At 41.9% G+C, this 26,988-nt stretch carries 22 protein-coding genes; 21 read left to right on the top strand and 1 reads right to left on the bottom strand.

From position 1 onward, the window contains the following. Nucleotides 1-12 precede the first annotated feature (12 nt). On the top strand, nucleotides 13-3,333 hold the full coding sequence (gene rexB, locus BSR19_RS08855; RefSeq protein WP_156247012.1) for an ATP-dependent nuclease subunit B: 3,321 nt from the start codon (nucleotides 13-15) through the stop codon (nucleotides 3,331-3,333). Next, nucleotides 3,323-6,976, top strand: a complete 3,654-nt coding sequence (gene addA / locus BSR19_RS08850) for a helicase-exonuclease AddAB subunit AddA (protein ID WP_060972538.1) — start codon at nucleotides 3,323-3,325, stop codon at nucleotides 6,974-6,976. The genes rexB and addA overlap by 11 nt, the downstream gene beginning before the upstream one ends. A gap of 352 nt (nucleotides 6,977-7,328) precedes the next feature. On the opposite strand, the gene BSR19_RS08845 is transcribed toward addA, so the two are convergent. Then, a complete protein-coding gene (locus tag BSR19_RS08845; protein WP_002891763.1) occupies nucleotides 7,329-8,060 on the bottom strand; it encodes a DUF554 domain-containing protein in 732 nt (243 codons plus the stop codon). Between the two features lie 274 nt (nucleotides 8,061-8,334). On the opposite strand from BSR19_RS08845, the gene BSR19_RS08840 reads away from it, so the two are divergent. The 19 genes from BSR19_RS08840 to BSR19_RS08750 all read left to right on the top strand — a co-directional run bounded on the left by BSR19_RS08840 (nucleotide 8,335) and on the right by BSR19_RS08750 (nucleotide 26,914). Beyond that, the gene (locus BSR19_RS08840) at nucleotides 8,335-9,066 is read left to right on the top strand and encodes an ABC transporter ATP-binding protein (RefSeq protein WP_002891761.1); all 732 of its coding nucleotides are present in this window, start codon (nucleotides 8,335-8,337) and stop codon (nucleotides 9,064-9,066) included. Nucleotides 9,067-9,068: 2 nt separating this feature from the next. Beyond that, nucleotides 9,069-10,658 carry an ABC transporter permease gene (locus BSR19_RS08835; RefSeq protein ID WP_156247011.1) on the top strand — a complete coding sequence of 530 codons (1,590 nt, stop codon included), beginning with the start codon at nucleotides 9,069-9,071 and terminating at the stop codon, nucleotides 10,656-10,658. Nucleotides 10,659-10,777: 119 nt separating this feature from the next. Further along, nucleotides 10,778-11,581: a glutamate 5-kinase gene (proB, locus tag BSR19_RS08830; RefSeq protein ID WP_013991140.1), complete on the top strand. Its 804-nt coding sequence runs from the start codon at nucleotides 10,778-10,780 to the stop codon at nucleotides 11,579-11,581. A 1-nt stretch (nucleotide 11,582) separates the two neighbouring features. Continuing rightward, nucleotides 11,583-12,833 (top strand): glutamate-5-semialdehyde dehydrogenase, encoded by a 1,251-nt coding sequence (locus BSR19_RS08825; protein WP_156247010.1) that lies wholly within the window; start codon nucleotides 11,583-11,585, stop codon nucleotides 12,831-12,833. Between the two features lie 95 nt (nucleotides 12,834-12,928). Further along, nucleotides 12,929-13,321: a DUF805 domain-containing protein gene (locus tag BSR19_RS08820; RefSeq protein ID WP_156247009.1), complete on the top strand. Its 393-nt coding sequence runs from the start codon at nucleotides 12,929-12,931 to the stop codon at nucleotides 13,319-13,321. Nucleotides 13,322-13,420: 99 nt separating this feature from the next. Beyond that, entirely contained in the window at nucleotides 13,421-13,819 is a 399-nt protein-coding gene (locus tag BSR19_RS08815; protein WP_118184944.1) for a DUF805 domain-containing protein, read from the top strand. Nucleotides 13,820-13,917: 98 nt separating this feature from the next. Further along, the gene (locus BSR19_RS08810; protein ID WP_118184942.1) at nucleotides 13,918-14,316 is read left to right on the top strand and encodes a DUF805 domain-containing protein; all 399 of its coding nucleotides are present in this window, start codon (nucleotides 13,918-13,920) and stop codon (nucleotides 14,314-14,316) included. 141 nt (nucleotides 14,317-14,457) lie between these two features. After that, on the top strand, nucleotides 14,458-14,913 hold the full coding sequence (locus BSR19_RS08805; protein WP_118184939.1) for a Wzz/FepE/Etk N-terminal domain-containing protein: 456 nt from the start codon (nucleotides 14,458-14,460) through the stop codon (nucleotides 14,911-14,913). Nucleotides 14,914-14,943: 30 nt separating this feature from the next. Then, nucleotides 14,944-15,996, top strand: a complete 1,053-nt coding sequence (locus BSR19_RS08800; RefSeq protein ID WP_118184937.1) for a hypothetical protein — start codon at nucleotides 14,944-14,946, stop codon at nucleotides 15,994-15,996. 114 nt (nucleotides 15,997-16,110) lie between these two features. Further along, on the top strand, nucleotides 16,111-17,061 hold the full coding sequence (gene rsmH / locus BSR19_RS08795) for a 16S rRNA (cytosine(1402)-N(4))-methyltransferase RsmH (RefSeq protein WP_156247008.1): 951 nt from the start codon (nucleotides 16,111-16,113) through the stop codon (nucleotides 17,059-17,061). A gap of 2 nt (nucleotides 17,062-17,063) precedes the next feature. Then, nucleotides 17,064-17,384: a cell division protein FtsL gene (gene ftsL / locus BSR19_RS08790; protein WP_002884540.1), complete on the top strand. Its 321-nt coding sequence runs from the start codon at nucleotides 17,064-17,066 to the stop codon at nucleotides 17,382-17,384. 3 nt (nucleotides 17,385-17,387) lie between these two features. Then, entirely contained in the window at nucleotides 17,388-19,655 is a 2,268-nt protein-coding gene (gene pbp2x / locus BSR19_RS08785; RefSeq protein ID WP_118184933.1) for a penicillin-binding protein PBP2X, read from the top strand. A 1-nt stretch (nucleotide 19,656) separates the two neighbouring features. Next, nucleotides 19,657-20,679 (top strand): phospho-N-acetylmuramoyl-pentapeptide-transferase, encoded by a 1,023-nt coding sequence (gene mraY / locus BSR19_RS08780; protein WP_156247007.1) that lies wholly within the window; start codon nucleotides 19,657-19,659, stop codon nucleotides 20,677-20,679. A gap of 73 nt (nucleotides 20,680-20,752) precedes the next feature. Then, nucleotides 20,753-22,096: a DEAD/DEAH box helicase gene (locus BSR19_RS08775; RefSeq protein ID WP_014634998.1), complete on the top strand. Its 1,344-nt coding sequence runs from the start codon at nucleotides 20,753-20,755 to the stop codon at nucleotides 22,094-22,096. A 479-nt stretch (nucleotides 22,097-22,575) separates the two neighbouring features. Then, complete coding sequence (locus BSR19_RS08770; protein WP_002884558.1) at nucleotides 22,576-22,806, top strand: Blp family class II bacteriocin; 231 nt, start codon at nucleotides 22,576-22,578, stop codon at nucleotides 22,804-22,806. Nucleotides 22,807-23,079: 273 nt separating this feature from the next. Beyond that, on the top strand, nucleotides 23,080-24,435 hold the full coding sequence (locus BSR19_RS08765) for a bifunctional metallophosphatase/5'-nucleotidase (RefSeq protein WP_156247006.1): 1,356 nt from the start codon (nucleotides 23,080-23,082) through the stop codon (nucleotides 24,433-24,435). A 54-nt stretch (nucleotides 24,436-24,489) separates the two neighbouring features. Then, nucleotides 24,490-25,212, top strand: coding sequence for a YutD family protein (locus BSR19_RS08760; RefSeq protein ID WP_156247005.1), 723 nt, complete (start codon nucleotides 24,490-24,492; stop codon nucleotides 25,210-25,212). Between the two features lie 63 nt (nucleotides 25,213-25,275). Then, complete coding sequence (gene rlmN, locus BSR19_RS08755) at nucleotides 25,276-26,385, top strand: dual-specificity RNA methyltransferase RlmN (RefSeq protein ID WP_156247094.1); 1,110 nt, start codon at nucleotides 25,276-25,278, stop codon at nucleotides 26,383-26,385. Between the two features lies 1 nt (nucleotide 26,386). Continuing rightward, on the top strand, nucleotides 26,387-26,914 hold the full coding sequence (locus BSR19_RS08750) for a VanZ family protein (RefSeq protein ID WP_156247004.1): 528 nt from the start codon (nucleotides 26,387-26,389) through the stop codon (nucleotides 26,912-26,914). Nucleotides 26,915-26,988: the final 74 nt, after the last annotated feature.

Here is a 26,988-nt window from a genome sequence, read left to right as displayed (position 1 = left end):
AAGGGACGTCTTATGAAATTACTTTATACGGATATGTCTCAGGATTTAACAGAAATTCTGACGGAGCAGGCGACTAGCTATGCTCAAAAGGGAAAGAGGGTCTTTTATATTGCCCCTAATGCCCTATCATTTGAGAAGGAGCGTAAGGTCTTGGAATACCTGCCTCAGTCAGCGTCCTTTGAGATTACGGTGACTCGTTTTACTCAGATGGCTAGGTACTTTATTCTCAATACGAGTAACCCAAAAACTCAGTTGGATGATACTGGTCTGGCCATGATTTTTTATAAGGTCTTGTCACATATGGGCGATGATGAGCTCAAGGTTTATGGTCGTTTACGCAAGGATAGTAACTTTATTAATCAATTGGTGGACCTTTACAAAGAGTTGCAGCAGGCTAATATGACAGTTCTGGATTTGCAGCATTTGGATCAGGCGGAGAAACAAGAGGATTTGGTAAGGATTTTCAGTGCGGCTCAGGATCTCTTGTTGGCGGGAGATTTCGACAATCAATCAAAACTCAGTGCCTTCTTCAAGGAGATTACCTCAGGCCACCTAGATAAGGCCTTGAGTAACACGGTTTTGGTCATTGATGGTTTTACGCGTTTCTCAGCTGAGGAGGAAGCACTGGTTGCACTCTTGAATGATAAGTGCCACCAGATTGTCATTGGGACCTATGCCAGTCAAAAAGCTTATAAGGCTAACTTTGTTTATGGCAATGTTTATCAGGCTTCAGTGGATTTTCTGAGGACTTTGGCTCAGACCTATAAGGTGACACCTGACTACGTGACGACAGACAAAGAGGGCAATCCTTCTTTTGCACGTATTAGTCGTCTTTTGGAGAGCCGTCATGATTTTAGTACGGTAGATGAGAAGGTTATTGATCAAGACAAGCAAGCCTTGCAGGTCTGGGAAGTGGTCAACCAAAAGGAAGAAGTGGCTCAGGTTGCCAAGAGTATTCGTCAGTTGCTGGCGGATGGCAAGCGCTACAAGGATATCTTGGTCCTGCTTGGTGATGAGGAGAGTTATAAGCTTCAGGTGGGTCAGATTTTCCGAAAATTTGATATTCCCTATTATTTCGGTAAGGAAGAAACCATGTCTAGCCATCCTTTGGTGCAGTTTGTGGATTCGCTAGAGCGTATCAAGCGCTATAATTATCGTGCCGAGGATTTGCTTAATCTCGTAAAATCAGGTCTCTATGGCGGTTTTACTCAAGAGGACTTAGACCTTTTTGAGTATTATGTCAATTTTGCAGATATCAAGGGGCGTCACAAGTTCTTGTCTGATTTTACGGCCAATAGTCGTGATAAGTATGATTTAGACCAGCTTAATGCCTTGCGCTCACAACTGGTAGAGCCTTTGGACAAGTTGCTTAACAGTCGCAAACAAAAGGGTTCTAGTCTGCTTAAGAAACTTGCGGTCTTTTTAGAGGCTGTGCAAGTGCCAAGTCAGATGGCTAGTTTGACTGCCAAGGCCAGTGAAGCTGAAAAAGAGCAGAATGAACAGGTCTGGAAGTCTTTCACCCAACTCTTGGAACAGGTTGAGACTATTTTTGGAGAAGAAACACTGTCAGTGGACGACTTTTTGTCCATCTTGCGTTCGGGAATGTTGGCCTGTGATTACCGTACGGTTCCAGCCACTGTTGATGTGGTCAATGTGAAGAAATACGATTTGATTCAACCACATTCAGCTCCTTACGTTTTTGCCTTAGGCATGACTCAGTCGCATTTTCCAAAGGTTGGGGAAAATAAGAGTCTCCTGTCTGATGAGGAACGTAGTCGTATCAATGAGGCGACGGATGAGCATAGGAGTTTGGATATTGTTACGCAGAGCAATAGTCAGCGGGGGCATTTTGTGGCTATGTCGCTTTTCAATGCGGCTAGTGAACAATTGGTGCTTAGTCAGCCACAAATTCTCAATGAGACTCAAGATGACATGTCGGTTTATTTGAAGGAGCTGCTTGACCTTGGTCTTCCTTTGGTTGAAAAGGGACGTAATCGTTTCGAGGCCAAGGGTGACCAGATTGGGAACTACAAGGACCTTCTATCGACTGTCATTGCCCTTAACAGTAGCCATCTAGATGCTGATTTGGATAAGGAAACGCAGACTTTCTGGTCAGTTGCTGTGCGTTATCTCCGTAAGCGACTTGATAAGGACCAAGTCTTGATTCCAAATGTGATTGACGATGTGACGACGACCAAGGTGGATGATCAAGTCATGCAGCTGGTCTTTCCGGGCGAAGAACCACTGAAATTATCAGCCTCGGCTCTGACGACCTTCTATAACAATCAATATCTTTATTTCTTACGTTATGTTTTGGGCCTTGAAGAGTTGGAGTCCATCCATCCAGATGCTCGACACCATGGGACTTACTTGCACCGTGTCTTTGAGCGTGTTATGGGGGATTCTTCGTCAGAAAACTTCGATGATAAATTGGAAAAGGCTATTGCTCAGACCAATCAGGAACAACCCTTTGAACTTCTCTATACAGAGGACCAAGAGAGTCGCTTGTCTCGTCAGATTTTGGAAGATATCGTCCGTTCAACCGCCAGTGTTTTGCGTGACAATGCGGCTGTTAAGGTTGAGCGTGAGGAAGCCAAGTTTGATTTGCTCTTAGCAAATAGCATCAAGATTACAGGGATTATTGACCGTGTGGACCGTTTAACGGATGGGGCTCTGGGTGTCGTTGACTACAAGTCAGGTAAAAATGTCTTTGACATTCAAAAATTCTACAATGGCCTCAGTCCGCAATTGGTGACCTATCTGGAGGCCCTTCGACAAACCTATATAGTCGATGCTGACCAGCTTTTTGGTGCCATGTATCTTCACATGCAGGACCCACAGCTTAACTTAGCTCAGTTTGGTCTGGATAAGCTAGCAGCTCAGGCTCATAAGGAATTAACCTATAAGGGACTTTTTGTGGCTTCAGAAACAGAGCATTTGACTGGTGGAAACTATGATTTGCAAAAGACTGTCACCTATGACAAGGAGGACCTAGAAACCTTGCTAGACTACAATATAAAACTCTTTACAGATGCTGCTGAGATTATTCGAAGTGGGAATTTTGCGGTCAATCCTTATACCGAGGATGGCAAGTCTGTTCAAGGGGATCAAATCAAGTCTATTACTCATTTTGAGGCCGACCGCCACATGGGACAGGCTCGTAAACTCTTGCGTTTACCAAGTAAGGGCAAGAAGGAAGCCTATTTGGAGCTGATGACAAAAGACGAGGACAATAATCAGATGCAAGTTGCTGAAAATATCATCCCCTTTCCAGTCACTGATCAAGCTGTAAAAGCAGACAAAAAAGACCAGGAGGACAACCATGTTGACTAAAGCTTTTTTAAGTCCAACAGAGATTAAGGAACGCATTGCCCAAGAAGCAGCTTCTGACAAGGAACGCAAGTTAACACCTGAGCAGATTGAAGCCATTTACAGTAATGGTAGCAATATTCTTGTGTCAGCTTCGGCCGGATCAGGAAAAACCTTTGTCATGGTTGAGCGTATCCTTGATATGATTGGACGTGGCGTTGGTATTGACCAACTCTTTATCTCAACCTTTACGGTAAAGGCTGCAGGTGAGTTGAAAGAGCGTCTGGAAAAGCGTCTGACAGAGCAGTTGGGAGAAGTTGAGACGGATGAAGAGCGTGCCTTTCTTTCAGACCAGATAGCCAAGATTGGGACGGCTGATATTGGAACCATGGATGCCTTCACCCAGAAATTGGTTAATCAGTATGGCTATCTCCTGGGTGTGTCACCTATTTTCCGCATCATGACAGATCCTGCTGAGCAGATACTCATGAAAAATGAGGTTTATGTTGATCTCTTCAATGATTACATGCAAGCCAAGGATGCCCAACTTTTCCAAAAATTGGTCCGCAACTTCGCTGGAAATGGTAAGACTAGTAAGGCCTTCCGTGATCTAGTTTACGATGTCTATAACTTTTCTCAGGCTACTGCAGGTCCTGAAAAATGGCTACGTCAGAATCTCTTAAAAGGGCAGACGGATGCTAATCCAGACAAGGCTAAAGTTGAGCTTTTAGAGGGTCTCAAAGATGGCTTGTTGGCTGATTTCTTAGCCTTCTTAAGAGACCATTTAGGTCTAGCTCAGCGTGAATTTGCCAAGGCCAAGTATCTGATTAATGTGTCAGATGCCATTAGCCTTCTGGAGGGAGCCTTGGCCAATGACCAAACCGATATGGAGGACTTGCTCAAACAACTCTTGACTCTGTCAGGAGGGACTGGCTTGACAAATATGACCCGTCCTAAAGACGAGGAACTCAAGGCCTACAAGGAAGCTTACAACAAGACCAAAAATGAGTTTGTGGCCCAGTTGCGTGAGATTGATACCCAACTAACGGTCCTCGAGGTTTTGACCAAGCATAATGATGACATCCTACCTCTGTTAGAGCTGCTTCAGGCCTTTGTGCTTGATTTTTCAGACCAGTATTTACAGGCCAAGGTTCAGGAAAATGCCTTTGAATTCTCAGATATTGCCCACTTTGCCATCCGTATTTTGGAGGAAAATCCAGAGGTGGCAGCCAGCTACCGTGACCGTTACCATGAAGTAATGGTAGACGAGTATCAAGACAATAGCCATACCCAAGAACGCATGTTGGAGCTCCTCTCTAACGGTCACAACCGATTCATGGTGGGAGATATCAAGCAATCCATCTATCGTTTTCGTCAGGCAGACCCTCAGATTTTTAATGGCAAGTTCCAGCTCTTCCTTGAAAATCCAGATGCAGGTAAGCTAATTCTCCTTAAAGAGAACTTCCGTAGCCAATCTGAAGTTCTTGATGCGACCAATGGTGTTTTCAGCCACCTCATGGATCAGGAAATCGGAGATATCCTTTATGACAAGACGCATATGTTGGTAGCAGGTAGCGAGAAGCAAAAAGAGCCCCATCCTGAAAATGAGACTGAGGTTCTGATTTACAATAGTGATGAAGCAAGTGTGACTCCTGACGAGGAAGGTTCTGATCAACCTATCAGTAGTGGTGAGATTTCCTTGGTTATCAAAGAAATTATCAACCTTCATAAGCAGGGTGTACGTTTTGAGGACATTACCCTCCTAGCACCAACCCGCAACACCTATCTGGACTTGATGGCAAGCTTCGAGGAGCATGGAATCCCTTTGGTTCCTGACGAGTACAAGTCAAGTTACCTAGAGTCGCTAGAAGTTATGATTATGTTGGATACCCTTCGTGCCATCAATAATCCTCTTAATGACTATGCACTCGTTGCCCTCCTTCGTTCACCGATGTTTAATTTCAACGAGGATGATTTGGCTCGTATTGCTGTCCAGGCTGACGAAGGACAATTCTATGACAAGCTTCTTGTAGCTTGCACTAAAACAGGGCTTCATCCGGAAGTTGTCACACAAGGACTTGATGCCAAGTTGACTCTTTTCACTGAGACTCTGGCAGATTGGCGTGATTACAGTAAGTGGCACTCGCTCTACGACCTCATTTGGAAGATTTACGACGATCGTTTCTATTATGATTATGTTGGAAGTCTCCCTCGAGCTGAGCAACGTCAGGCTAATCTCTACGCCCTTGCTTTGCGTGCCAATGCCTATGAAAAGACTGGTTTTAAGGGACTTTCTCGTTTTATTGGTATGATTGATAAGATCATTTCTAGCGGTAACGACCTAGAGGAAGTGACAGACTTGGTTCCTAAAAATGCCGTTAGCCTTATGACGATTCACAAGTCCAAGGGGCTAGAATTCAAGTATGTTTTTGTCTTGCAGATGAATCGCAAGTTCATTGGTCACAGTAGGGATGGACTAAGTGGTAAGTATATTATCAACCGTGAAAAAGGACTTGGCATTAAGTACCTAGCTGACCTTAAAGACCAGATAAACACCAATTTGCCCAAGTTAAATGTTGTTCTAGAGACCTTAACCTTCCAGGAAAATCGTAGGGAAGAGCGTCGAGCAAGTATCTCAGAAGAGATGCGTCTGCTCTATGTTGCAATGACTCGTGCAGAGAAAAAACTCTACCTGGTTGGTAAGGGTAGTAAGGAAAAATTAACCCAGCAATTTGGCACGGATGTCGAAAATAATCGCCTACCAGTAGCTCTACGTGACCAAATCGCTACTTATCAGGATTGGGTCATGGCTTTGGATACCGCCTTTATGAGAAAGGACCTCAAGTTTACTGTTCGCTTTGTTGAGGCTGAGGAGTTGACACCAGAGGCTATTGGTCAGGTTCAAGTCAAGGCGGCAGTAGATGCCGATGACTTATCTAACAACCGCCAGACGGAAGACATTAAGCGTGCCCTAACTGTCTTAGAAAGTGTTGAAAAACTCAACCAGCTTTATGCACCAGCGATTGACCTACCATCTGTGCGTACGCCGAGCCAGCTCAAAGCCTTCTACGAACCTGTTATGGATACCGAAGGGGTGGATATTATGGACAAGAAAGAGGAAGTGCAACCTCTTGAGACTACCGCTACCTTTGAGCTTCCAGACTTTGGGCAAAAAACTAAGGTCACTGGAGCTGCAGTTGGTTCAGCCACCCATGAACTCATGCAACGCTTGATTCTTTCTGACAAGGTGACCCTCCAAGATTTGACACAGGCCTTGAGTCGGGTATCGGCAGATGATCAAGTTAAGGCGCGTGTGCAGTTAGAAAAGCTATTAGGCTTTTTTGACACCGAACTTGGGAAGCTCATTCTAGCTAACCGTGGTAAGTTGCGTCGTGAAGCACCATTTGCTATGTTGGCAGAAGATCCCGCTAGTAAAGAAGACTTTGTCGTCCGTGGTATCATCGATGGCTACCTTCTTCTTGAAGACCGTATTGTCCTCTTTGACTATAAGACGGACCGCTTCACTCATCCTAGTGAACTTAAGGAACGTTACAAAGGGCAAATGAGCCTCTATGCTAAAGCACTCAGCCAAGCCTATCAAATCGATAAGATTGATAAATACCTTATTCTCCTAGGTGGAAAAGACCTGGAAGTCGTAGAAGTATAAGCTATAACATAACCATTCTTTCATAGTGAAAGAGTGGTTTTTTTGTGTCTTAATCCCACCAAAAAAGACCGGTGTGCACACACCAGTCTTTTCGATAGATTTCCATCAGTATTGTAAGTTCGTTAAAATATTAGAGGATGGAAATAGTTATGAAAAAAAGTATCTTGTAGGTTGCTTAGGCCTACAAGGGCTATTATAACAAACTCATCTTAGTCTAAACAAGGTTAGAAAAATTAGAAATAACTGCCACAAATATTACTAGTTTTTAATAGTTAGAATCCATAATAGCAATAAATAGAGACAAAAACCGCCAGCATTAGACTGACGGTTTTAGTTTATTTTAATCCTAATATCAACTAATCAAAGGCACTACCCAATTGACCCAGGCCCAGGAAATAGGCATAACCAGAATCATGGCTGGAATCATATCTGCTGTTGGGAATTGACGCAGTTTCATAATACGAAAACCGGTCGCAATCATGAGGAAGCCCCCGCAAGCCTTAAAGTCTCCAATCATGGCTTTTGTTGTTAGAGGGAGAATGAAACCAGCACTAACAAAGAGGAGGAAGAAAACGATAAATTGTGGAATGGCAATCATGGAGACGATGTAGCCTAGACTACAAGAGAAAATCATAGCCGTAAAGAAATCTAGGATAGATTTAGAAATTAAGATAGAAGCATCGCCTGTCATCCCAGACTCAAGACTCCCGTAAATTCCTGTACCACTCGCACAAAAAAGGACGATAACTGTCAAGAGCTGCGCATAAAATTCATCGTGAGCTAACCCTGTTTGCTTGCTTGGTGTAATCTTGGACAAGCCTTTTTCCATAAGCCCAGCTCCCTTGTTGATGAGGTTTCCAAACTTTAGGGCCAGCCCAATGATGGTACCGATAACTACCGCAAAGATAACGGCAGGCATGTTAACCATATTCATAATAGCGCTAATCCCCATAACCATAGAGGCTAGACCAAAGATAAGGTTAAGATTTTCCTTGAAATCGTCTCTGAGATAGTCCCCGAAGAGCCCTCCAGCGATTCCTCCTAAGATAATAGATAGCGAGTTGATGATAATTCCAGTTGGCATCAGTGATTTTCCTCCTATTTATTCTAAATACTATAAGTTTAGCATTATCAAAAATCGAATGCAAAATTGTCTCGTTTTTACAAACGTTTTCTTGAAATTGTACCTTTGAAATGATACAATAAATGAGAAGGTAAGGCAATAGCCTTATCTAAATCTATTGCCAGTGTTCTTAGAGTATTGTCCATAAAAAACAAGGTAATAACTCTAATTTATAATCTAATATAAAGTGCAAAATGAGACTATTGTTAAATAGATTCTCAAGAAAGGATAAAAGATGATTCGTTTTGAACACGTAACGAAACGTTATGAAGATAAGGATGCTCTCTCAGATCTTAACCTCGAGATTCGAGATGGGGAGATTTTTGGTCTGATTGGTCACAATGGGGCTGGTAAGACCACGACTATTTCCATTTTGACGTCTATTATTGAAGCTAGCTACGGTGAAGTTTACGTCGATGATATGGCCCTCAGCCAACATCGTGATGCTATCAAGAAAAAAATCGCTTATGTGCCAGATTCACCAGACTTATTCTTAAATTTAACTGCTAATGACTATTGGTACTTTTTGACACGTATCTATGATTTGGAAGCTAGTCAGGTTGAGGAACGTTTGACTAATCTTATGGCTACCTTTGACTTGACGGAAAGTCGCTATAACCTCATTTCTTCCTTCTCTCACGGTATGCGTCAGAAGGTTGTCGTTATCGGTGCTCTTCTGGTTAATCCGCAGATTTGGGTTTTGGATGAGCCTTTGACTGGTCTGGATCCACAGGCATCTTATGATTTGAAAGAAGCCATGCGTAACCATGCTAAGGAGGGTAATAGTGTGCTCTTTTCAACCCACGTTCTAAGTGTAGCTGAGCAGCTCTGTGATCGTATTGCTATTTTGAAGAAAGGAAAACTCATCTTCCAAGGGTCTCTAGCTGAACTTAAGTCTCAGTACCCTGACAAGGATTTGGAAACCATTTATCTGGAAATGGCTGGACGTAAGATTGAGGAGGTGTAGTCATGAACTGGAACCATGTTTGGGAGCTTTTTAAAATTAATCTCCTCTATGCAAATCCTCAAGCAGTAACTAACCTACAGAAACGTCAGGAGAAAAAGAAAAAGGCTAATTTCTCCATCGTTAATGCCATGCTTAGACAACAACTCTTGATTTTAATTATTTTTACGGTTGTATATAGCTATCTTTTTGTAGGTGTCGATTATAAGGCCAATCCTGGAGTCTTAACCCTATATCTTTTGACATTTTCAATCATGGGGCTTCTACAGACTTTTACGGCTCTCTATAGTACCTTTTACGATAGTAAGGATAGCAAGGCTTATCTGCCTCTTCCCTTAAAGCCATCAGAAGTCTTTTTGGCCAAGACCTTGTCAGGTTCTATGGTTGGGATGACCTTCATGGTACCTATCCTTAGCCTCCTCATTCTAGCTTACTGGCAATTTATTGGCCCATTGGGGATAGTCGTTGGGCTTCTGATCTTTATTGTTTCTCTCTTTATCAATCTCGTTTTTTCAGTGATTCTGTCTAATAGTATTGGAACGCTGATTGTTCGTAGTTCTCATAAAAAGCTCTATTCAACCATTTTGATGACCCTGTCAACCCTATTGATTATGTTGCCTATTATGTTGGTTGGTTTTATTAAAGGCTATGTTGATGGTGCTGGACATGCCGATTTTCCTTTGCTTCCTTATCTAAGAGGTTACTATGATGTCGTAGCTGCCCCTCTATCTCCGGAGGCTCTACTAAATTTCTATCTTCCTCTTATCTTAGTGCTTATCTTGGGCTTTTGGTTTTATAAGGTCAGAATGCCTCGTTATTTCCACGAAGCCATTTATAACCAAAAGGCTAGAAAGCCTCAGGCCAAAGCTGTTACTCGAAGCCAAAGACAGGTCTTGATCCGCCATCATTTATCTACTTTGGGGAATTCAACCCTCATTATCAATACCTATGTGGTGCCGGTCTTATATATGATCATGTTAGGTGGGGGTGCGGTATTTTTGAAAGATCTGGGCCCAGACTATTTCGGACTCCTGCTTTTGGTCGGAATTGCCTTTGGTTTCTTTTCAGCTCAACCAACAAGTTTTCTTGGTGTAGCAACATCCTTAGAGGGGACAAACTTTGACTTTATTCGTAGCCTGCCAATCAATACGGGTGACTATCTTCGTCAAAAGTTCTGGCTTTTCTATGCCTTGCAAGTCGGTGTATCCCTCTTACTAGGAGGACTTGGTTTAATCTTCCTTGCACATCTCCATCTGATTTTGGTAGCAAGTTTCACTCTTGGTTTTCTCGTAACAACCTATCTTGTAGGTGGTTATTACTTTGAACGTGACCTTAAATTGTTGGAAGTGAATTGGCAGGAAGTTACCCAGCTCTTCAATCGAGGTGGCGGACAGTGGCTCTATATGGGTATCTTTATTCTTACAATTTTCATCGCTGCCTTGCTAGGAGGTATTGTTTTCTTTGCAAGTAAGTTCTGGATTGCCTTAGTAGTCAATGCTATAGTATCTGGGCTTATAGCTTTAGTTGTCCTAATCGTTTATCTCTTTGTTGATCGCAGACGTTGGAAACGTATTAGAGCCATGTTTTTTGCCTAGAACAAACTGTTTAAAGAGTCTCTCCGATTGGAGGGATTCTTTTTTACTGAAAATCCTTAATATGTAAACTTATGCATTATATATGTTAAAATACCTGAATTTAGTGTATAATCATAAACATGAAACGAAATTTTGACTCAGTAAAACGCCTGGTTATCAAAATCGGGACTAGCTCTCTGGTTTTACCATCAGGGAAAATTAATCTTGAAAAAATCGATCAATTAGCTTTTGTTATTTCTAGCTTGCATAATAAAGGAATTGAGGTTGTCCTCGTATCCTCTGGTGCCATGGGCTTTGGTCTCAATGTTCTAGACCTTGAGAAACGCCCAGCAGAAGTTGGTAAGCAACAGGCTGTCTCAAGTGTAGGGCAGGTAGCTATGATGAGCCTTTATTCTCAGGTCTTTTCACATTATCAGACCAAGGTATCTCAGTTGCTTTTGACGCGTGATGTGGTTGAGTATCCCGAGAGTTTGGCCAATGCCATCAATGCCTTTGAGAGCCTCTTCGAGCTTGGAGTTGTCCCAGTTGTGAATGAAAATGACGCTGTCAGCGTAGATGAAATGGACCATGCGACTAAGTTTGGAGACAATGACCGCTTGTCTGCTATCGTTGCTAAGATTGTTGGTGCAGACCTACTCATCATGTTGTCAGATATTGATGGGCTCTTTGATAAGAACCCAAATGTCTATGAGGATGCGACCCTTCGTAGCTATGTCCCAGAGATTACAGAGGAAATTATAGCCTCAGCTGGTGGTGCCGGTAGTAAATTTGGTACGGGTGGTATGATGAGTAAGATTAAGTCAGCTCAGATGGTTTTTGAAAATCAAAGCCAAATGGTTTTGATGAATGGTGAAAATCCACGTGACATTCTTCGTGTCCTAGAAGGAGCCAAGATTGGTACACTCTTTAAACAGGAGGACTAAGATGACATATATTGATACATTGGGCCAGCAGGCCAAGGTGGCAGGTCGTCAGATTGCTAAATTGTCAACAGCAGCTAAAAACGACCTTTTAAATCAAGTAGCTAAAGCTCTAGTAGCTGAGAGTGCCTATATTATCACTGAAAATGCTAAGGATATGGCCAATGCCAAGGAAAATGGTATTTCAGAGATTATGCAAGACCGCTTGCTCTTAACGGAAGACCGTATCGCAGGGATTGCTGAGGGTGTCCGTCAGGTGGCAGACCTTCAGGATCCAATTGGTCAAGTGGTTCGTGGCTATACGAATCTGGATGGTCTCAAAATCGTTCAAAAGCGTGTTCCTATGGGTGTTATCGCTATGATTTTTGAGAGCCGTCCCAATGTCTCAATCGATGCCTTTAGCCTTGCCTTTAAAACCAATAATGCTATCATTCTCCGAGGAGGACGTGATGCCATCAATTCCAACAAGGCCTTGGTTACAGTAGCCCGTAAGGCTTTGGAAAATGCGGGTATCACAGCAGATGCCGTTCAGCTGGTTGAAGATACCTCTCATGAGGTAGCAGAGGAACTCATGGCGGCGACCAAGTATGTTGACTTGCTCATCCCTCGTGGTGGAGCCCGTCTCATCCAAACGGTTAAAGAAAAAGCCAAGGTTCCTGTCATCGAAACGGGTGTTGGTAACTGTCATATTTATGTGGATAAATATGCTAACTTAGAGATGGCGACACAGATTGTCATCAATGCCAAAACACAGCGACCAAGTGTTTGTAATGCTGCAGAATCTCTCGTCGTTCATGCTGATATTGCGGAAGACTTCTTGCCTAACTTGGAAAAAGCTATTTCAAAAGTTCAAGCTGTTGAGTTCCGTGCAGATGAAACGGCTCTGAAACTCATGGAAAAAGCTGTACCAGCTTCACCAGAAGATTTTGCGACAGAGTTTCTTGACTATATTATGTCTGTTAAAGTGGTAGACAGCCTTGATGAGGCCATTAAATGGATTAATACTTACACGACATCGCATTCAGAGGCTATCGTGACTCAGGATATCAGTCGTGCGGAGCAATTCCAAGATGATGTAGACGCTGCAGCGGTCTATGTCAATGCCTCAACCCGTTTCACAGACGGCTTCGTCTTTGGATTGGGGGCTGAAATCGGAATCTCAACTCAAAAAATGCACGCCCGTGGCCCAATGGGACTGGAGGCCCTAACGTCAACCAAGTTCTATATTAACGGACAAGGACAAGTTAGAGAATAAACCATCAAGCTCCATGAAGGAGCTTTTTTAAGTTGGTTTGCTAGACGACAGGCCTTCTGATATACTGGTGGTATCAAGAATGAGGAGATTTTGCCATGTTTAAAGCTTATAAGAAGTATTGGATGGGCTATGTCGATTTTACAGGACGTTCAACTCGCTCAGACTATTGGTTGGCAGTTTTAGCGAATACTATTGTAGGTATCATTTTATTTAGCATAGTTATAGTTGTAAGTGTTTTTGATAGTCCGAATAGTCATTATCATGTTATTCTCAGCTTACTGTATGGGTTTGCAATGCTATATTGTTTTGCTAACTATATTCCATCTATTGCCCTTCAGGTGCGTCGCTTACGTGATGCCGGTTTTCACTGGGCATTGATTTTCTTACGCTATGCGCCTGTTATAGGTGATATCGTACTGTTGGTTTTGTGTTGTCAACCCACAAAAGTAGAATTTCCTTTCAACAATTTTAATAATCTTCAGCAATGATAGTTACTTAACAGCCTCCTTAGGTTGTTTTTTAGTTGATTTGTCAAATTCTTTTTTTATTGCTATACTATAAGTATCAAAAAATGAGGAGATTTTATTATGATCGAAGCTTATAAGAAGTTTTGGGAGGGCTATGTAGATTTTGAGGGCCGTTCAACACGTTCAGATTATTGGTTTGCATACCTTGTTAATGCTTTAATTACCTGGGGACTATATATTGTGGTAGCAGTATTTGGAGGAATCGCAAGTGCAACAGACTCAACTGTCTTAGCTATTTTTTCGCTTATCCTCGGATTAATCATGTTTATTTATGCTGTCGCTGCCTTCTTACCTGGTCTTGCTGTAACAGTTCGTCGTTTGCGTGATGCTGGCTACAATTGGCCGTATATTTTTGTTGCATTTATCCCACTTGTAGGTTGGATTATCCTAATTGTTTTGCTATGTAAACCAAGTAAAGTGGAATACCCATTCAACAACTTCAATAATCCACAGCAATAATAATGACTTAACAGCCTCGCTAGGCTGTTTTTTAGTTGATTTGTTAAACTCCTCTTGTCTTGTTAGACTGGTAGTAACATAAAAAGGGAGATTTTATTATGATTGAAGCCTACAAAAAATTTTGGAAGGGCTATGTTGATTTTAAGGGACGTTCAACACCCTCAGATTACTGGTTTGCATATTCGGCACATGTATTGATTCTCTTTTCTTGTTATTTGCTCGAAGCAGTGGTTGAAAGAATGACAGCTGAAACAGGGTCAAGCGATTTATTTACTATTGGACTTATTTTACTACTTATCTTTTTTGCCTATGGTGTTGCTATGGTTTTACCTGGTATTGCTATAACTGTTCGTCGTTTGCGTGATGCTGGCTACAATTGGCTGTATATTTTTATTCCTTTAATCCCATTTGTCGGTATTTTTATCCTTGTTTTTCTACTATGCCAACCAACAAAAGTAGAAGTGCCAGTTAAAAACGTCGATAACCCACGGCAATAATGACAACCAACCAACTCTTTGAGTTGGTTTTTCTGATGTCAAAAAACTTTTATGTCAATGTTGCACATTTTAATATTTCTGATATAATCTTATCTGAGACTAATCGATACTAAAAATATATTTAAGAAATGTGAATATTCTATGAAACTACTTCGTCATTTAAAAGAAAAACGTTACCTTATTTTGGCATTTACCCTACCAGCTATCCTTTTGGCTTTGGCAATCGTCTTTTTGCAACCTGCTCACAATCATGCTAAGGTCCAAGTCAAGGTAGCCACTAAACAGTCATCATCAAGCAAACCCAAGTCTTCGTCCAAGTCATCTAGCTCTAGTTCATCGTCATCTTCAACAAGCTCAAGTGAGTCATCAAGTGAATCTTCGTCAGCAAGTTCAACGGTAGTAGTGGCTAGTCAGACAGAGGCGAGCTCTAGCCCTGCGGTAGCATCGGCGCCAACGCCTTCTTCAGCACAAGAGGCTTATCAAGCGCCCCAGTATAACTATGTGCCACCAACAACTTATACAGAGTCACATAGTGAGTCTTCAAGCTATACAGCCCCTGCCTACAGCGCAGATGTTAGCTCTGGGACAGCAGAATAAGGATTAAAGAAAAGGAATTTAGGTTTAGAGATGAAAAATAAAGTTTTAGCATTAGTAACAGGATTATCTAGTTTAGTCCTATTAGCAGCTTGTTCAAACCAGCAAAATGGGTTGACTTCGATGACTTCATCTTCATCAGTAGAGCAGTCACAATCAAGTAGTAGTGAAAGCTCTAGCATAAGTACAAGTTCAAGCTCTAGTCAAGAGAAAAAGGTAGATACCTCTGCCTATGATAGCATCATTAGTAAGTACCAAACGGCTGTGGCCAACAACCAAACGGATGCATCACTTAATTCTCTCATTGTGACCTATGCTAATTCTCAAACAAGTCCTGCCTCAACGGTCTATACTTACCATGATTTGGATGGTAATGGTGTTGATGAGTTGATTCTTGCTTTTAAGCCAGGTAAACTCTTTAAAGAACATGTGATTACGGATATTTACACTATATCTAAGGATAGTGGTCAGGTTGTTCGTCTGACAGAGGGGCCACAACTGGGCATGTTGGGTGAGCGTATGACATTGGCTTACCTTATGGATAAGACCTTTAGCTACTATGGTAGTGCTGGTGCCACAGCAGGTGGTGGTTCAGGTTACCACTTTAATAATGACGGCCAGTCTCTTGTCAAAGACGACAGCGATTCAGGTGCTGAAAAAGCAGATCTTTCTAGTTGGGATTGGAAGGACTTGGACAGTGCTTCAAGTAATAGTAGTTCTAAAACATCGTCGGAAGGTAAAACAAGCTCAACCTCACTTAAGGCTGATGAACTGAAGAATGGTAACTACAAATCGGCTGTAGGGACATGGAAGTCTTCAAATGGAAAGACCATCACCATTACTTCGGACGGACAGTTGGATTTCTGGGGCTATACTTACCCTATCGACAAAGTCTCACCCAATCAGCATGTGTCTGGGATATATACTTTAACTTATGTTGATTCTAGTCCAGTAGGTAATACTCCAATTCAGCTTTGTCCTAAAGGAGTTAGCGATGCAAGTGATGCGGGAGATAACAGTAAAGACCGAATCTTAGCGACGAATGGGGTGCCTTCAGAGGAAAGTTATTTTTACAGAGTGGATTAATTTTTGAGAACCAATATATCAATCATAAAGTCAGGCCTAGGGTCTGGCTTTTTTGATATCCTAACAACTTACGGAACGAGACAATTTCTCTATTCTTGTGCTATAATAAAAGTCATGACTAATGAATTTCACCATGTAACCGTTCTTTTGCACGAAACTGTTGATATGCTTGATATCAAGCCCGATGGCATCTATGTAGATGCGACTTTGGGTGGCGCAGGACATTCATCTTATCTTTTGTCACAATTGTCTGAAAAGGGACATTTGTATTGCTTTGATCAAGACCAAAAGGCTATTGATAATGCTCAAGTGCGTCTCAAGGACTATATTGATAAGGGCATGGTGACCTTCATTAAGGATAATTTCCGTAATCTCAAGTCCAACCTTGAAGCCATGGGGGTGTCTGAAATTGATGGCATTCTCTATGACTTGGGTGTCTCTAGCCCACAGTTGGATGAGCGTGAGCGTGGTTTCTCCTATAAACAGGATGCCAAGCTAGATATGCGTATGAATGAGGAGGCGAGTCTGACCGCTTATGATGTGGTCAATACCTATCCTTACAACGATTTGGTGCGCATTTTCTTCAAGTATGGTGAGGACAAGTTCTCTAAACAAATTGCACGTAAGATTGAACAGGCCCGTCAGGTTAAACCAATTGAGACCACGACGGAACTGGCGGAAATCATTAAATTAGCTAAGCCTGCTAAGGAATTGAAGAAGAAGGGCCATCCAGCCAAGCAAATTTTCCAAGCTATTCGTATCGAAGTGAACGATGAGCTTGGTGCTGCGGATGAGTCTATTCAAGAGGCCTTGGATTTACTTGCTGTGGATGGTCGTATTTCGGTCATTACCTTCCACTCTTTGGAGGATCGACTGACTAAACAGCTTTTCAAGGAAGCTAGTACGGTAGACGTGCCTAAAGGTCTGCCCTTTATTCCTGAAGACCTCCAACCTAAGGTAGCCTTAGTTAATCGCAAGCCAATCCTACCTAGTCAGGAAGAATTAGAAGCTAATAACCGCTCGCATTCTGCTAAATTGCGTGTGGCTAAAAAAATCAGGAAATAATTATGGAAAATAAGGAACATCAGATTGTCAATAGAGCCATTAGAAACCATATTCGTTTTATGACGCGTATGGAAAAGGCTTTCTATTCGGCAATTGTTTTGACAGCTATTGTGATGAGTATCGCAGTTGTATTTTTACAAGGGCGTAATCAGGCTATCAAGCAACAAATCACAGACCTTAATAGCAAGATTAGTGATGAAAAAACAGAGCTTAACAATGCTAAGCAGGCGGTTAATGAGTTGACTAACTCTGACCGTATTAAAGAGATTGCTAATAAGGCAGGCCTGTCTATTAATAACGATAGTATTAAGAGTGTGAGGTAACCAATGAACAGATTAAGAAAACTTAAACATTTATTTCTAAACTATGTCGTTAGGGATAGGCGAAAGCCAGCCCAGAATCGACAGCACGTTGGTCAGAACCTTATGGTTCTCAGCATCTTTATCTTTTTCGTCTTTATTATCAACTTTGTGGTGATTATCGGGGCAGACAGTAAGTTTGGTGTCGATTTGTCGACCCAGGCTGCTAAATCTTATAACACTAAGACCACAGTGGCTGCCAAGCGTGGGACGATTTACGACCGAAATGGAAATGTTTTGGCTGAGGATTCAACCAGTTATGCCATTTACGCTATCGTGTCGACCAGCTATGTGTCAGCGACTCAAGAAAAACTCTATGTCCAAGATAGTCAGTTTGACAAAGTTGCTGATATTTTAAAGGATAAGCTAGGAATTGAAAAGAGTGATTCCTTGGCCCAATTGCGTACTAAGGGTGCCTACCAGGTTTCCTTTGGACTAAAGGGGAAGGGAATTACCTACTCTGTTAAAGAAGAACTAGAAAAAGCCTTTAAAGATGCGGGAATTAAGGGGATGGCCTTTGAAGCAACAACGTCACGAATGTATCCTAATGGAACCTTCGCGTCAGAGTTTCTTGGTCGTGCCGAAGCTGTTGAAAATAAAAAAGACGGCTCATATTCTTTGATTGGTCAAACTGGTTTGGAGCGCTCGCTCAATAGCCTCTTGACTGGAACAGATGGAGAGGCCATTTATGAGAAGGATAAAAACGGTAATACGCTTCTAGGTACGGAAACCATTACCAAGGAAGCTATCGATGGTAAGAACATCTATACAACCTTGTCAGCGCCTCTTCAAACCTTCCTAGAAACGCAGATGGATACCTTTATGGAGCAGACGCAAGGGGTAAATGCTTCAGCGACAGTTGTTAATGCTAAGACAGGTGAGATTCTTGCGACGACACAACGTCCAACCTATAATTCTGATACCCTTGAGGGACAGGCTAAGAAGAATTATGACTGGGTTAACCGTCTTTACGAAGCCCAGTATGAGCCTGGTTCAACCATGAAGGTTATGCTCTTGTCAGCTGCTATTAACAATGGAAGCTTCAATCCGAATGCGACCTTCAGTAATGCTAATGGTATTAAGGTTGACGACGTTGAAATTAATGACTGGTCAATCAATGAAGGTATCTCAACAGGTCGTACCATGTCATTTGCCCAAGGGTTCTCTTATTCAAGTAACGTTGCTATGACCATGTTGGAACAAGAGATGGGAGACAAAGTTTGGTCTAACTACTTATCTCTTTTCAAATTTGGTCTTCCAACCCGTTTTGGGATGGTTGGTGAGTCTTCAGGGGTTGTCTCTCGAAACTCTGTTAATATAGCTCAATCATCCTTCGGACAAGGGATTTCAGTGACTCAGGTCCAAATGCTTCGAGCCTTTACCGCCATTTCAAACAACGGTATCATGTTGGAACCTCAATTTATCAAACAAGTTGCCGATGTTAACCAGGGCACAGCTCGTACAGCTAAGAAGGAAGTTATCGGTAAGCCAGTTTCTAAGCAGGCTGCCTCTGAAACGCGTAACTATATGATTTCCGTTGGTACGGATCCAGAGTTCGGTACCCTTTACAATAAATCTGAAGGGGCACCTATTATCAAGGTTGGTAACTATGATGTAGCCGTTAAGTCTGGTACGGCCCAAGTTGCCGATGAAAAGACTGGGACTTACAAAGTTGGTTCCAATGAAACCCTCAATTCAGTTGTAGCTATGGTACCTAAAGATAATCCAGAATACATCATGTATGTGACTGTTCTGGAGCCTAAGACTTGGGATAATAATTTTTATGCGACTGTGGTTAACCCGGTTTTGGAAGAAGCCATGTCTATGGGAGACACCCTAGATACTTCTATGTCTGAAGGTAGTGAAAAGACCGAGGAAACGAGTTATCAAACCGGCGATATTATCGGTAAGAGTCCAGGTGAGACAGCTAACACCCTTCGTCAAAACTTGATTCATCCGATTGTTCTGGGGGTTGGTGATAAGATTGAGAAGGTTTCTGTAGATGCCAAAGCTAATATCAAGGCTAATGAACAGATTCTTATCATGACCAATGACTTCACAGAACTTCCAGACATGTATGGTTGGACCAAGAAGAACGTTGAAACCTTTGCCAAATGGAAAGGTATTAAAATTACTTACAAGGGTGGCAAGTCAGGGACTGTTACCAAACAAAGTGTTGCGGCAGGAAAAGCCCTGTCTAAAACCAAGAAGATTACCATTACTTTAGGAGACTAAGATGACTATGAGTCTGATAGCAGGCGTGGCCGCCTTTGTGTTGACGGTGCTCGCTATGCCTCACTTTATTACTTACTACAAAATCAAGAAAATCGGTGGCCAACAAATGCATGAAGATGTGAAGCAGCATCTGGCTAAGGCTGGGACGCCAACTATGGGAGGGACAGTCTTCCTAGTGGTTGCCATCTTGGTTAGCTTGATTTTCAACTTACACGTCTTTAGCGAAGGACACCAGGCTTATGGTGCCACAGTAGGGATTCTCTTTGTGATTTTGATATATGGAATCATCGGCTTCCTTGATGATTTCCTTAAGATTTTCCGTCAAATCAATGAGGGACTTAAACCTTGGCAAAAGATGGCCTTGCAGATTATTGCAGGTTTACTTTTCTACTTTATCCACGTACTCCCTAGTGGGACAGATAGCCTAGCTATTGGAGGCTTGACCATTCGCCTCGGTGTCTTTTATGTTCTCTTTGTCCTTTTCTGGATCGTTGGTTTCTCAAATGCTGTGAACTTGACAGATGGTATCGATGGTTTGGCTTCTATCTCTGTAGTTATCAGCTTGATTGCCTATGGGATTATCGCTTTTGTCAAGGGTGAGTTTGCTATTTTGACCATCATCGTTACCATGATTGGTGCTCTTCTTGGCTTCTTCGTCTTTAACCACAAGCCAGCCAAGGTCTTTATGGGAGATGTTGGTTCCTTGTCACTTGGGGCTATGCTTGCGGTTATCTCTATTGCCCTACGTGTGGAGTGGACCCTACTCTTGATTGGTGTGGTTTATGTCTTTGAGACAGCTTCTGTCATGCTACAGGTCAGCTATTTCAAATACACTAAACGTAAGTATGGAGAAGGTCGCCGTATTTTCCGTATGACACCATTCCACCATCACCTCGAATTAGGTGGTCTTTCAGGTAAGGGTGACAAATGGTCAGAGTGGAAGGTTGATGCTTTCCTTTGGACAGTTGGAGCACTTGCAAGTGCCATTACCCTTTGGATGGTTCTTGGAAACGTTATGAAATAAATGAAAAGAGCAGAAATGCTCTTTTTTTGTTATAATGATAAGGATAGACTAGATAGAAAAGAAGTAAATAAATATGTCATTTAAAGATTTTAATTTTAAAACATTTATTCAGGAGGCCCTTGATGAAATTAAGTTTAAGGAGCCGACGCCTGTTCAGCAGAAATTGATTCCTGTAGTCCGTTCAGGTCGTGATTTGGTTGGTGAATCAAAGACGGGTTCAGGGAAAACACATACCTTCCTCTTGCCAATTTTTGAGAAACTGAATCCAAAGAGTGGCGATGTTCAGGTTGTTATTACAGCACCATCACGTGAATTGGCGACACAAATTTACCAAGCGACAAAACAAATTGCCAAACACTCTGAGACTGAAATTCGTGTGGTCAACTATGTGGGTGGTACAGACAAGCAACGTCAGATTGAGAAACTAAAGGTAGCACAACCTCATATTGTTATCGGGACACCAGGGCGTATTTATGACCTGGTTAAGTCTGGTGACCTGGCTATTCACAAGGCCCATACCTTTGTTGTTGACGAAGCTGATATGACCATGGACATGGGATTCTTGGATACTGTAGACAAGATTGCGGCAAGTCTGCCTAAGGAAGTTCAAATTTTGGTCTTCTCAGCAACCATCCCTCAAAAACTGCAACCATTCTTGAAGAAATATTTGACCAATCCCGTCATGGAACAAATCAAAACTTCAACAGTTATTGCAGATACCATTGATAACTGGTTGGTATCTACTAAGGGTCGCAACAAGAATGAACAGATTCTTGAGATGCTTAAGGGAATGCAGCCATATTTGGCAATGATTTTCGTTAATACCAAGGAACGTGCTGACGATTTGCACAGCTACCTAGTGTCAAATGGTCTTAAGGTTGCCAAAATTCATGGAGGTATTCCACCACGTGAACGAAAGCGTATCATGAATCAAGTCAAGAAGCTTGATTTTGAGTACATTGTAGCGACTGACCTTGCAGCGCGTGGGATTGATATTGAAGGGGTTAGCCATGTTATCAACGATGCTATTCCTCAGGATTTGTCTTTCTTTGTTCACCGTGTAGGGCGTACCGGACGTAATGGTTTGTCAGGAACAGCCATCACCCTCTATCAACCAAGTGACGACTCCGATATTCGTGAGCTTGAAAAGATGGGGATTACCTTTGACCCTAAAGTCTATAAGGACGGCGAGTTTCAAGATACCTATGACCGTGACCGTCGTGCCAACCGTGAAAAAGCCTATCAAAAACTTGATACGGAAATGATCGGTTTGGTTAAGAAGAAAAAGAAAAAAATCAAGCCTGGCTACAAGAAGAAAATTCAGTGGAAGGTTGACGAAAAACGCAAACGTGAGCGTCGTGCGGCTAATCGTGCTAAGGGGCGTGCTGAGCGTAAAGCTAAGAAGCAAAGTTTTTAAGTATTGGCTTCTAGGTGAGAGCAAATTTTAATTTAAAAATTCAAGAGGTTGAAACCAAAGTGTTTTGGCTTTTTTGATTATTATCAAACTTTTTGGAAACTCAAAAGACCTTATTTAGTTTGAAGATATATTTTTCTTTTGAGCCTAAGGTCTCAAAACTTCCCAACGCTTATGACTACAAAGTCTTAGTCGTCATTATCACAGCGACAAGTCTCAGTATATGCTCACTACACTCGCAAAATAATTGGCTGTCTTAAGAACTGAAACTATGACAGATTTTAAATAGTTTTATCACAGCCATTTTTAAGAAGCTTTCCGTTTAAAGTAAAATAATGTGTAAGTTTGAGGTTATTAGTTGAGTCAACTCTCAAAATCAGGTAGTGACATTTATGTCACTACTTTTTTGTTGGCTTTCTATCTATAATACAATCATAGCTTTTGAGAAAAGGCTAAAAAATATTTTAAAGGAGGTTGTTTTAATGACAACACAAATCATTAACAATTTTAACTCACTTAATTCCGAAGATCTTTCTACTGTTAAGGGTGGAGCATGTAGTTTTTGGGGAGCTACAGCTGCCGTAGGCGTCGGGGCTGTTGGAGGAGCCATTAAAGGTGGTATTCAAACAGGTACTTGGCAAGGTGCAGCCTTAAAGGGTATTGGTTATGGTATTAAAGATGGGATTACTTATGGCCTTATTTGTCGTTATTAGGCGATTACTGAGTCAATTTTTTGGCCAAATAGTACTTGCGCTACTAATTTATGGGCTTATATTCTTTGCTTGGCAACACTTTAGAGGAGAAATTTTCTCAATTGTGTGCATCTATGTCAGTATATCCCTAGCAGATGACGTCTATCATCTCGCAGAAGAATATGTTAAAAAGAAAGTTAACTAGGAATACGTTCCTGTTTGAAAAATAGCATGTAAAAACTTGGCAGAATGATTGTCAAGTTTTTTTATAGCAAAAGTGCTACAATAGGAGTCATGAAAGACACGATTCGAATTCTTCATATCAATGATTTACACTCTCATTTTGAACAGTATCCACAACTCAAGCGAGCTGTGGATGATTTGAGTCGGACAGATAGAGAGTTGATCAAGGTAGATCTTGGGGACAATGTGGATAAGTCCCATCCCTTATCTGATGCGACAGCCGGGCGTTTTAATGTAGCCCTGATGAATGAGTTGGGGATAGACTATGCGACTATTGGAAATAATGAGGGGATTGGTCTGGCCAAGGATGAGCTAGACTGTCTTTATGAGCAGGCTAAGTTTCAGCCTATCATAGGAAATCTCAAGGATGAGGGGAGACAGCCTGAATGGGCCAAGTCCTATCTTATCCACAGAACTAAAGCAGGTACAAACATTGCTTTCTTAGCCTATACCTTCCCATATTACATCACCTATGCTCCCAATGGTTGGCAGGTGTTAGAGCCTATGGCTAGGTTGGAAGAGGATTTGGCTCGTCCTGAGGTAAAGGATGCAGACATAGTCGTCGTTCTTAGCCATCTGGGTGTACGCTATGATGAGCAGATTGCAGAGACTTATCCGCAGGTAAACCTTGTCATCGGGAGCCACACGCATCACCTTTTTGAAGAGGGGAAATTAGTCAATGAAACCTATTTGGCAGCTGCTGACAGATATGGCTATTATCTTGGCTGTATTGACCTTACTGTGGAAAATGGGCGATTGATAGAATATCAGATTGAGGCTATCCCCACCAAGTCCTACATCTTGGATTTAGACAAGGAGGACGAAACCTTTATAAAGGCTATGTGTGAGGAAGGCCATCGTCGTTTAGCTCAGAAAAAAGTAGCTAATCTAGGTCGAGAACTAGATTTTGATGAGACCTGTCAATTGGTTTTACAGGCTGTTTGTCAGGAGACCGATAGCCAATTAACGCTTTTAAATACTGGACTTATCATGAAAACACTAGGTCCTCAAGTGACCATGGCAGACCTGCAAGAAGCCCTTCCTCATCAGATGCGGATGGCACGTCTAGTCGTGACAGGAAAAGAACTCAAAGAAATCTGTCAGGAAGTTTTTACTAAGGCTGAACTCCTTAAAAATCAAGCTATTAAAGGTATGGGATTTAGAGGGAAGACATTTGGTGAAGTAATCACGGGGAATTTTGCTTACAAAAACGGTAATTTGTTGTATAATAGAAGGGTTGTAGATTCCAATGAGAAGTTTAGTTTGGTCCTTGTGGATCAGTACTACTTTGCTTCTTACTTCCCTACAATTAAGGAAAAGGAGGTTACTCTTCTTTTTCCAGATTTGTTAAGGGAACTTGTGGCCAAGTATTTAGGAAAAAATGGTGCCAATTGGGATAAGATATAGAGACATTATTACAGCATCAGGATAGAAAATAAGAGAGAGCAGAAAGGATGGCACATGCGTAAAGAAATCTTGCCAGAAATGTTTAATTATAATAAATATCCAGGGCCAGACTTTGTGTATGTGGCTGATCTTCTGAAATCAGATGCCTGTCAGTTCACAGTTCTTGAAAATCACAAGGATGCTTTAGACGCTACCCGCTTTGGGCAACGTTTTTCTGAAATCATGCTCAAGTATGATTATATCGTTGGGGACTGGTCTAATGATCAGCTTCGCCTTAAGGGATTTTACGAGGACGAGCGACCTAATACGCGTAAGACAGACCGTATTAGCCGATTGTCAGAGTATTTGCGTGAATACTGTGCCTTTGGCTGTGCCTACTTTATTTTGAAAAATGAAGAGCCGCAGTTAATCGTCTTTGAAGAGGAGACGGAGCCTCGTCGCAAGCGCCGTCGTTCTAATAATCGTCGTAATGCTTCTCAGGAATCTAGAGAGCGCAATGCTTCTCAAAAGAATAAGGGGCAAAAAGCTTCTGCGAAGCAAAAGCCAGAAAAGTCCAAACGAAGAGATAGGGATCAAGAGGGTCCAAGCTTTGAGAAAATCAAGCGTCGTCCTAAGTTCAAATCTAGATCCGAGGACGGTGGTCGTGAGCGTAAGCCTAACTTCAAGAAGAGTCAGAAGCAAGCTCCAAAATCTAAAGGTCAAAACACCCCATCGAAGAAACAAATCCAGACCAAGTCAGATGGTCAACATTTCACAATCAGAAAAAAAGGAAATTAAACTATGTCAGAAGTAACAACACAAGCAAAACCAGAACGCCGTAAACGTCAGAAGTTAGAGGATATGGAAGGCTACAAACCTTCTATTTATGGTCTTACTCGTGACGAGTTGATTGATTGGGCTATGGAACACGGTGAAAAGAAATTCCGTGCTACTCAAATTTGGGATTGGCTCTACAAGAAGCGTGTGCAATCTTTCGAAGAAATGACCAACATTTCTAAGGATTTCATTGCTAAATTGAATGAGAATTTCTGTGTGAACCCATTGAAACAACGTATCGTTCAAGAATCTAAAGATGGTACCGTTAAGTATCTTTTTGAATTGCCAGATGGTATGTTGATTGAGACGGTTTTGATGCGTCAACACTATGGTTTGTCTGTCTGTGTGACAACTCAGGTTGGATGTAACATCGGTTGTACTTTCTGTGCCAGTGGTTTGATTAAGAAACAACGTGACTTGACTGCTGGTGAGATTGTGGCACAAATCATGTTGGTACAAAAATACTTTGACGATCGTAGTGACGGTGAACGTGTCAGCCACGTGGTTGTTATGGGTATCGGTGAGCCATTTGATAACTATGACAATGTGCTTCGCTTCTTGCGTACCATTAACAATGACAATGGTCTTGCCATTGGAGCGCGTCACATCACCGTGTCAACATCTGGTTTGGCACCAAAAATTAAGGAATTTGCTAACGAAGGTGTTCAAGTTAACCTTGCCGTGTCACTTCACGCGCCTAACAATGACCTTCGTTCAAGCATCATGCGTATCAACCGCTCGTTCCCACTTGAAAAACTCTTTGAAGCTATCGAGTATTACATCCAGACAACCAACCGTCGTGTAACTTTTGAGTATATCATGCTTAATGAGGTCAATGACCATCCTGAAAATGCTCAAGAGTTGGCTGATTTGACTAAGAAAATCCGTAAGTTGTCATACATCAACTTGATTCCATATAACCCAGTTTCAGAGCACGACCAATATAGCCGTTCAACGAAAGAACGTGTGGCTGCCTTCTACGATGTGCTCAAGAAAAATGGGGTTAACTGCGTGGTTCGTCAAGAGCACGGTACAGATATCGATGCAGCTTGTGGACAATTGCGTTCAAACACTATGAAACGCGACCGTCAAAAAGCTGTAGCAGAAGCTTCTGGTAAATCAGAAGGTAAGTAAGATGTTTCAGCTTAAGACTTGGGTAGATAAGGATGGAGAACTAACATCAAAAGGAAGAAAGTTAAGCCGAGTTTTGGTCTGTGCTTATCTCCTTTGTTTAGTGCTCCTATGTTGGACACCCCAGTACGGGCTAGTTGAAGGTGTTGAAACCCCTGGTATTCAACATTTTGGTCGTGTCGTGGTCCTATTAACCCCATTCAATAGTTTGACCAACTTTTATCAGCTAGATAGTCTTAAAGAGATTGTCTTTGTGCTTGGGCAAAATGTGACCAACATTTTCTTACTAAGTCCGCTAATTTTAGGGCTTTTAGCCTTGTACCCCAGATTCAGGTCTTGGAAAAAGGTCCTTTTAGCGACCTTTGTCATGTCTTTGACGATTGAGGTTGGACAAGTCATTCTAGATCTTCTCATTGATGCTAATCGTGTCTTTGAGTTAGATGATTTATGGACCAACACTTTGGGAGGTTTGGTGGCACTAGTTGTCTACCGCTTTCTTGTAAAACTGATTCAAACGCATTTAAAAGAGTAAAAAACCTGGGAGCTTACGCGTCTCAGGTTTCACTTATTTTCTATCATACAAATACAACACATTCAAAAGAGGGA

The organism is Streptococcus salivarius (genome assembly GCF_009738225.1).
Classification (GTDB): Bacteria; Bacillota; Bacilli; order Lactobacillales; family Streptococcaceae; genus Streptococcus.
The sequence above is the reverse complement of the archived record's forward strand: the minus strand, read 5'-3'. Positions and strand labels throughout refer to the sequence as shown.

What these genes read in the sequence shown, in the direction of transcription:
- ftsL (WP_002884540.1), top strand. Translation starts at nt 17,064, where the DNA reads ATGGAAAATAAGGAACATCAGATTGTCAATAGAGCCATTAGAAACCAT.
- BSR19_RS08810 (WP_118184942.1), top strand. Translation starts at nt 13,918, where the DNA reads ATGATTGAAGCCTACAAAAAATTTTGGAAGGGCTATGTTGATTTTAAG.
- BSR19_RS08840 (WP_002891761.1), top strand. Translation starts at nt 8,335, where the DNA reads ATGATTCGTTTTGAACACGTAACGAAACGTTATGAAGATAAGGATGCT.
- rexB (WP_156247012.1), top strand. Translation starts at nt 13, where the DNA reads ATGAAATTACTTTATACGGATATGTCTCAGGATTTAACAGAAATTCTG.
- BSR19_RS08805 (WP_118184939.1), top strand. Translation starts at nt 14,458, where the DNA reads ATGAAACTACTTCGTCATTTAAAAGAAAAACGTTACCTTATTTTGGCA.
- BSR19_RS08775 (WP_014634998.1), top strand. Translation starts at nt 20,753, where the DNA reads ATGTCATTTAAAGATTTTAATTTTAAAACATTTATTCAGGAGGCCCTT.
- rlmN (WP_156247094.1), top strand. Translation starts at nt 25,276, where the DNA reads ATGGAAGGCTACAAACCTTCTATTTATGGTCTTACTCGTGACGAGTTG.
- addA (WP_060972538.1), top strand. Translation starts at nt 3,323, where the DNA reads ATGTTGACTAAAGCTTTTTTAAGTCCAACAGAGATTAAGGAACGCATT.
- BSR19_RS08825 (WP_156247010.1), top strand. Translation starts at nt 11,583, where the DNA reads ATGACATATATTGATACATTGGGCCAGCAGGCCAAGGTGGCAGGTCGT.
- BSR19_RS08820 (WP_156247009.1), top strand. Translation starts at nt 12,929, where the DNA reads ATGTTTAAAGCTTATAAGAAGTATTGGATGGGCTATGTCGATTTTACA.
- BSR19_RS08835 (WP_156247011.1), top strand. Translation starts at nt 9,069, where the DNA reads ATGAACTGGAACCATGTTTGGGAGCTTTTTAAAATTAATCTCCTCTAT.
- pbp2x (WP_118184933.1), top strand. Translation starts at nt 17,388, where the DNA reads ATGAACAGATTAAGAAAACTTAAACATTTATTTCTAAACTATGTCGTT.
- BSR19_RS08770 (WP_002884558.1), top strand. Translation starts at nt 22,576, where the DNA reads ATGACAACACAAATCATTAACAATTTTAACTCACTTAATTCCGAAGAT.
- BSR19_RS08760 (WP_156247005.1), top strand. Translation starts at nt 24,490, where the DNA reads ATGCGTAAAGAAATCTTGCCAGAAATGTTTAATTATAATAAATATCCA.
- mraY (WP_156247007.1), top strand. Translation starts at nt 19,657, where the DNA reads ATGACTATGAGTCTGATAGCAGGCGTGGCCGCCTTTGTGTTGACGGTG.
- BSR19_RS08815 (WP_118184944.1), top strand. Translation starts at nt 13,421, where the DNA reads ATGATCGAAGCTTATAAGAAGTTTTGGGAGGGCTATGTAGATTTTGAG.
- BSR19_RS08800 (WP_118184937.1), top strand. Translation starts at nt 14,944, where the DNA reads ATGAAAAATAAAGTTTTAGCATTAGTAACAGGATTATCTAGTTTAGTC.
- BSR19_RS08765 (WP_156247006.1), top strand. Translation starts at nt 23,080, where the DNA reads ATGAAAGACACGATTCGAATTCTTCATATCAATGATTTACACTCTCAT.
- BSR19_RS08750 (WP_156247004.1), top strand. Translation starts at nt 26,387, where the DNA reads ATGTTTCAGCTTAAGACTTGGGTAGATAAGGATGGAGAACTAACATCA.
- rsmH (WP_156247008.1), top strand. Translation starts at nt 16,111, where the DNA reads ATGACTAATGAATTTCACCATGTAACCGTTCTTTTGCACGAAACTGTT.
- BSR19_RS08845 (WP_002891763.1), bottom strand. Translation starts at nt 8,060, where the DNA reads ATGCCAACTGGAATTATCATCAACTCGCTATCTATTATCTTAGGAGGA.
- proB (WP_013991140.1), top strand. Translation starts at nt 10,778, where the DNA reads ATGAAACGAAATTTTGACTCAGTAAAACGCCTGGTTATCAAAATCGGG.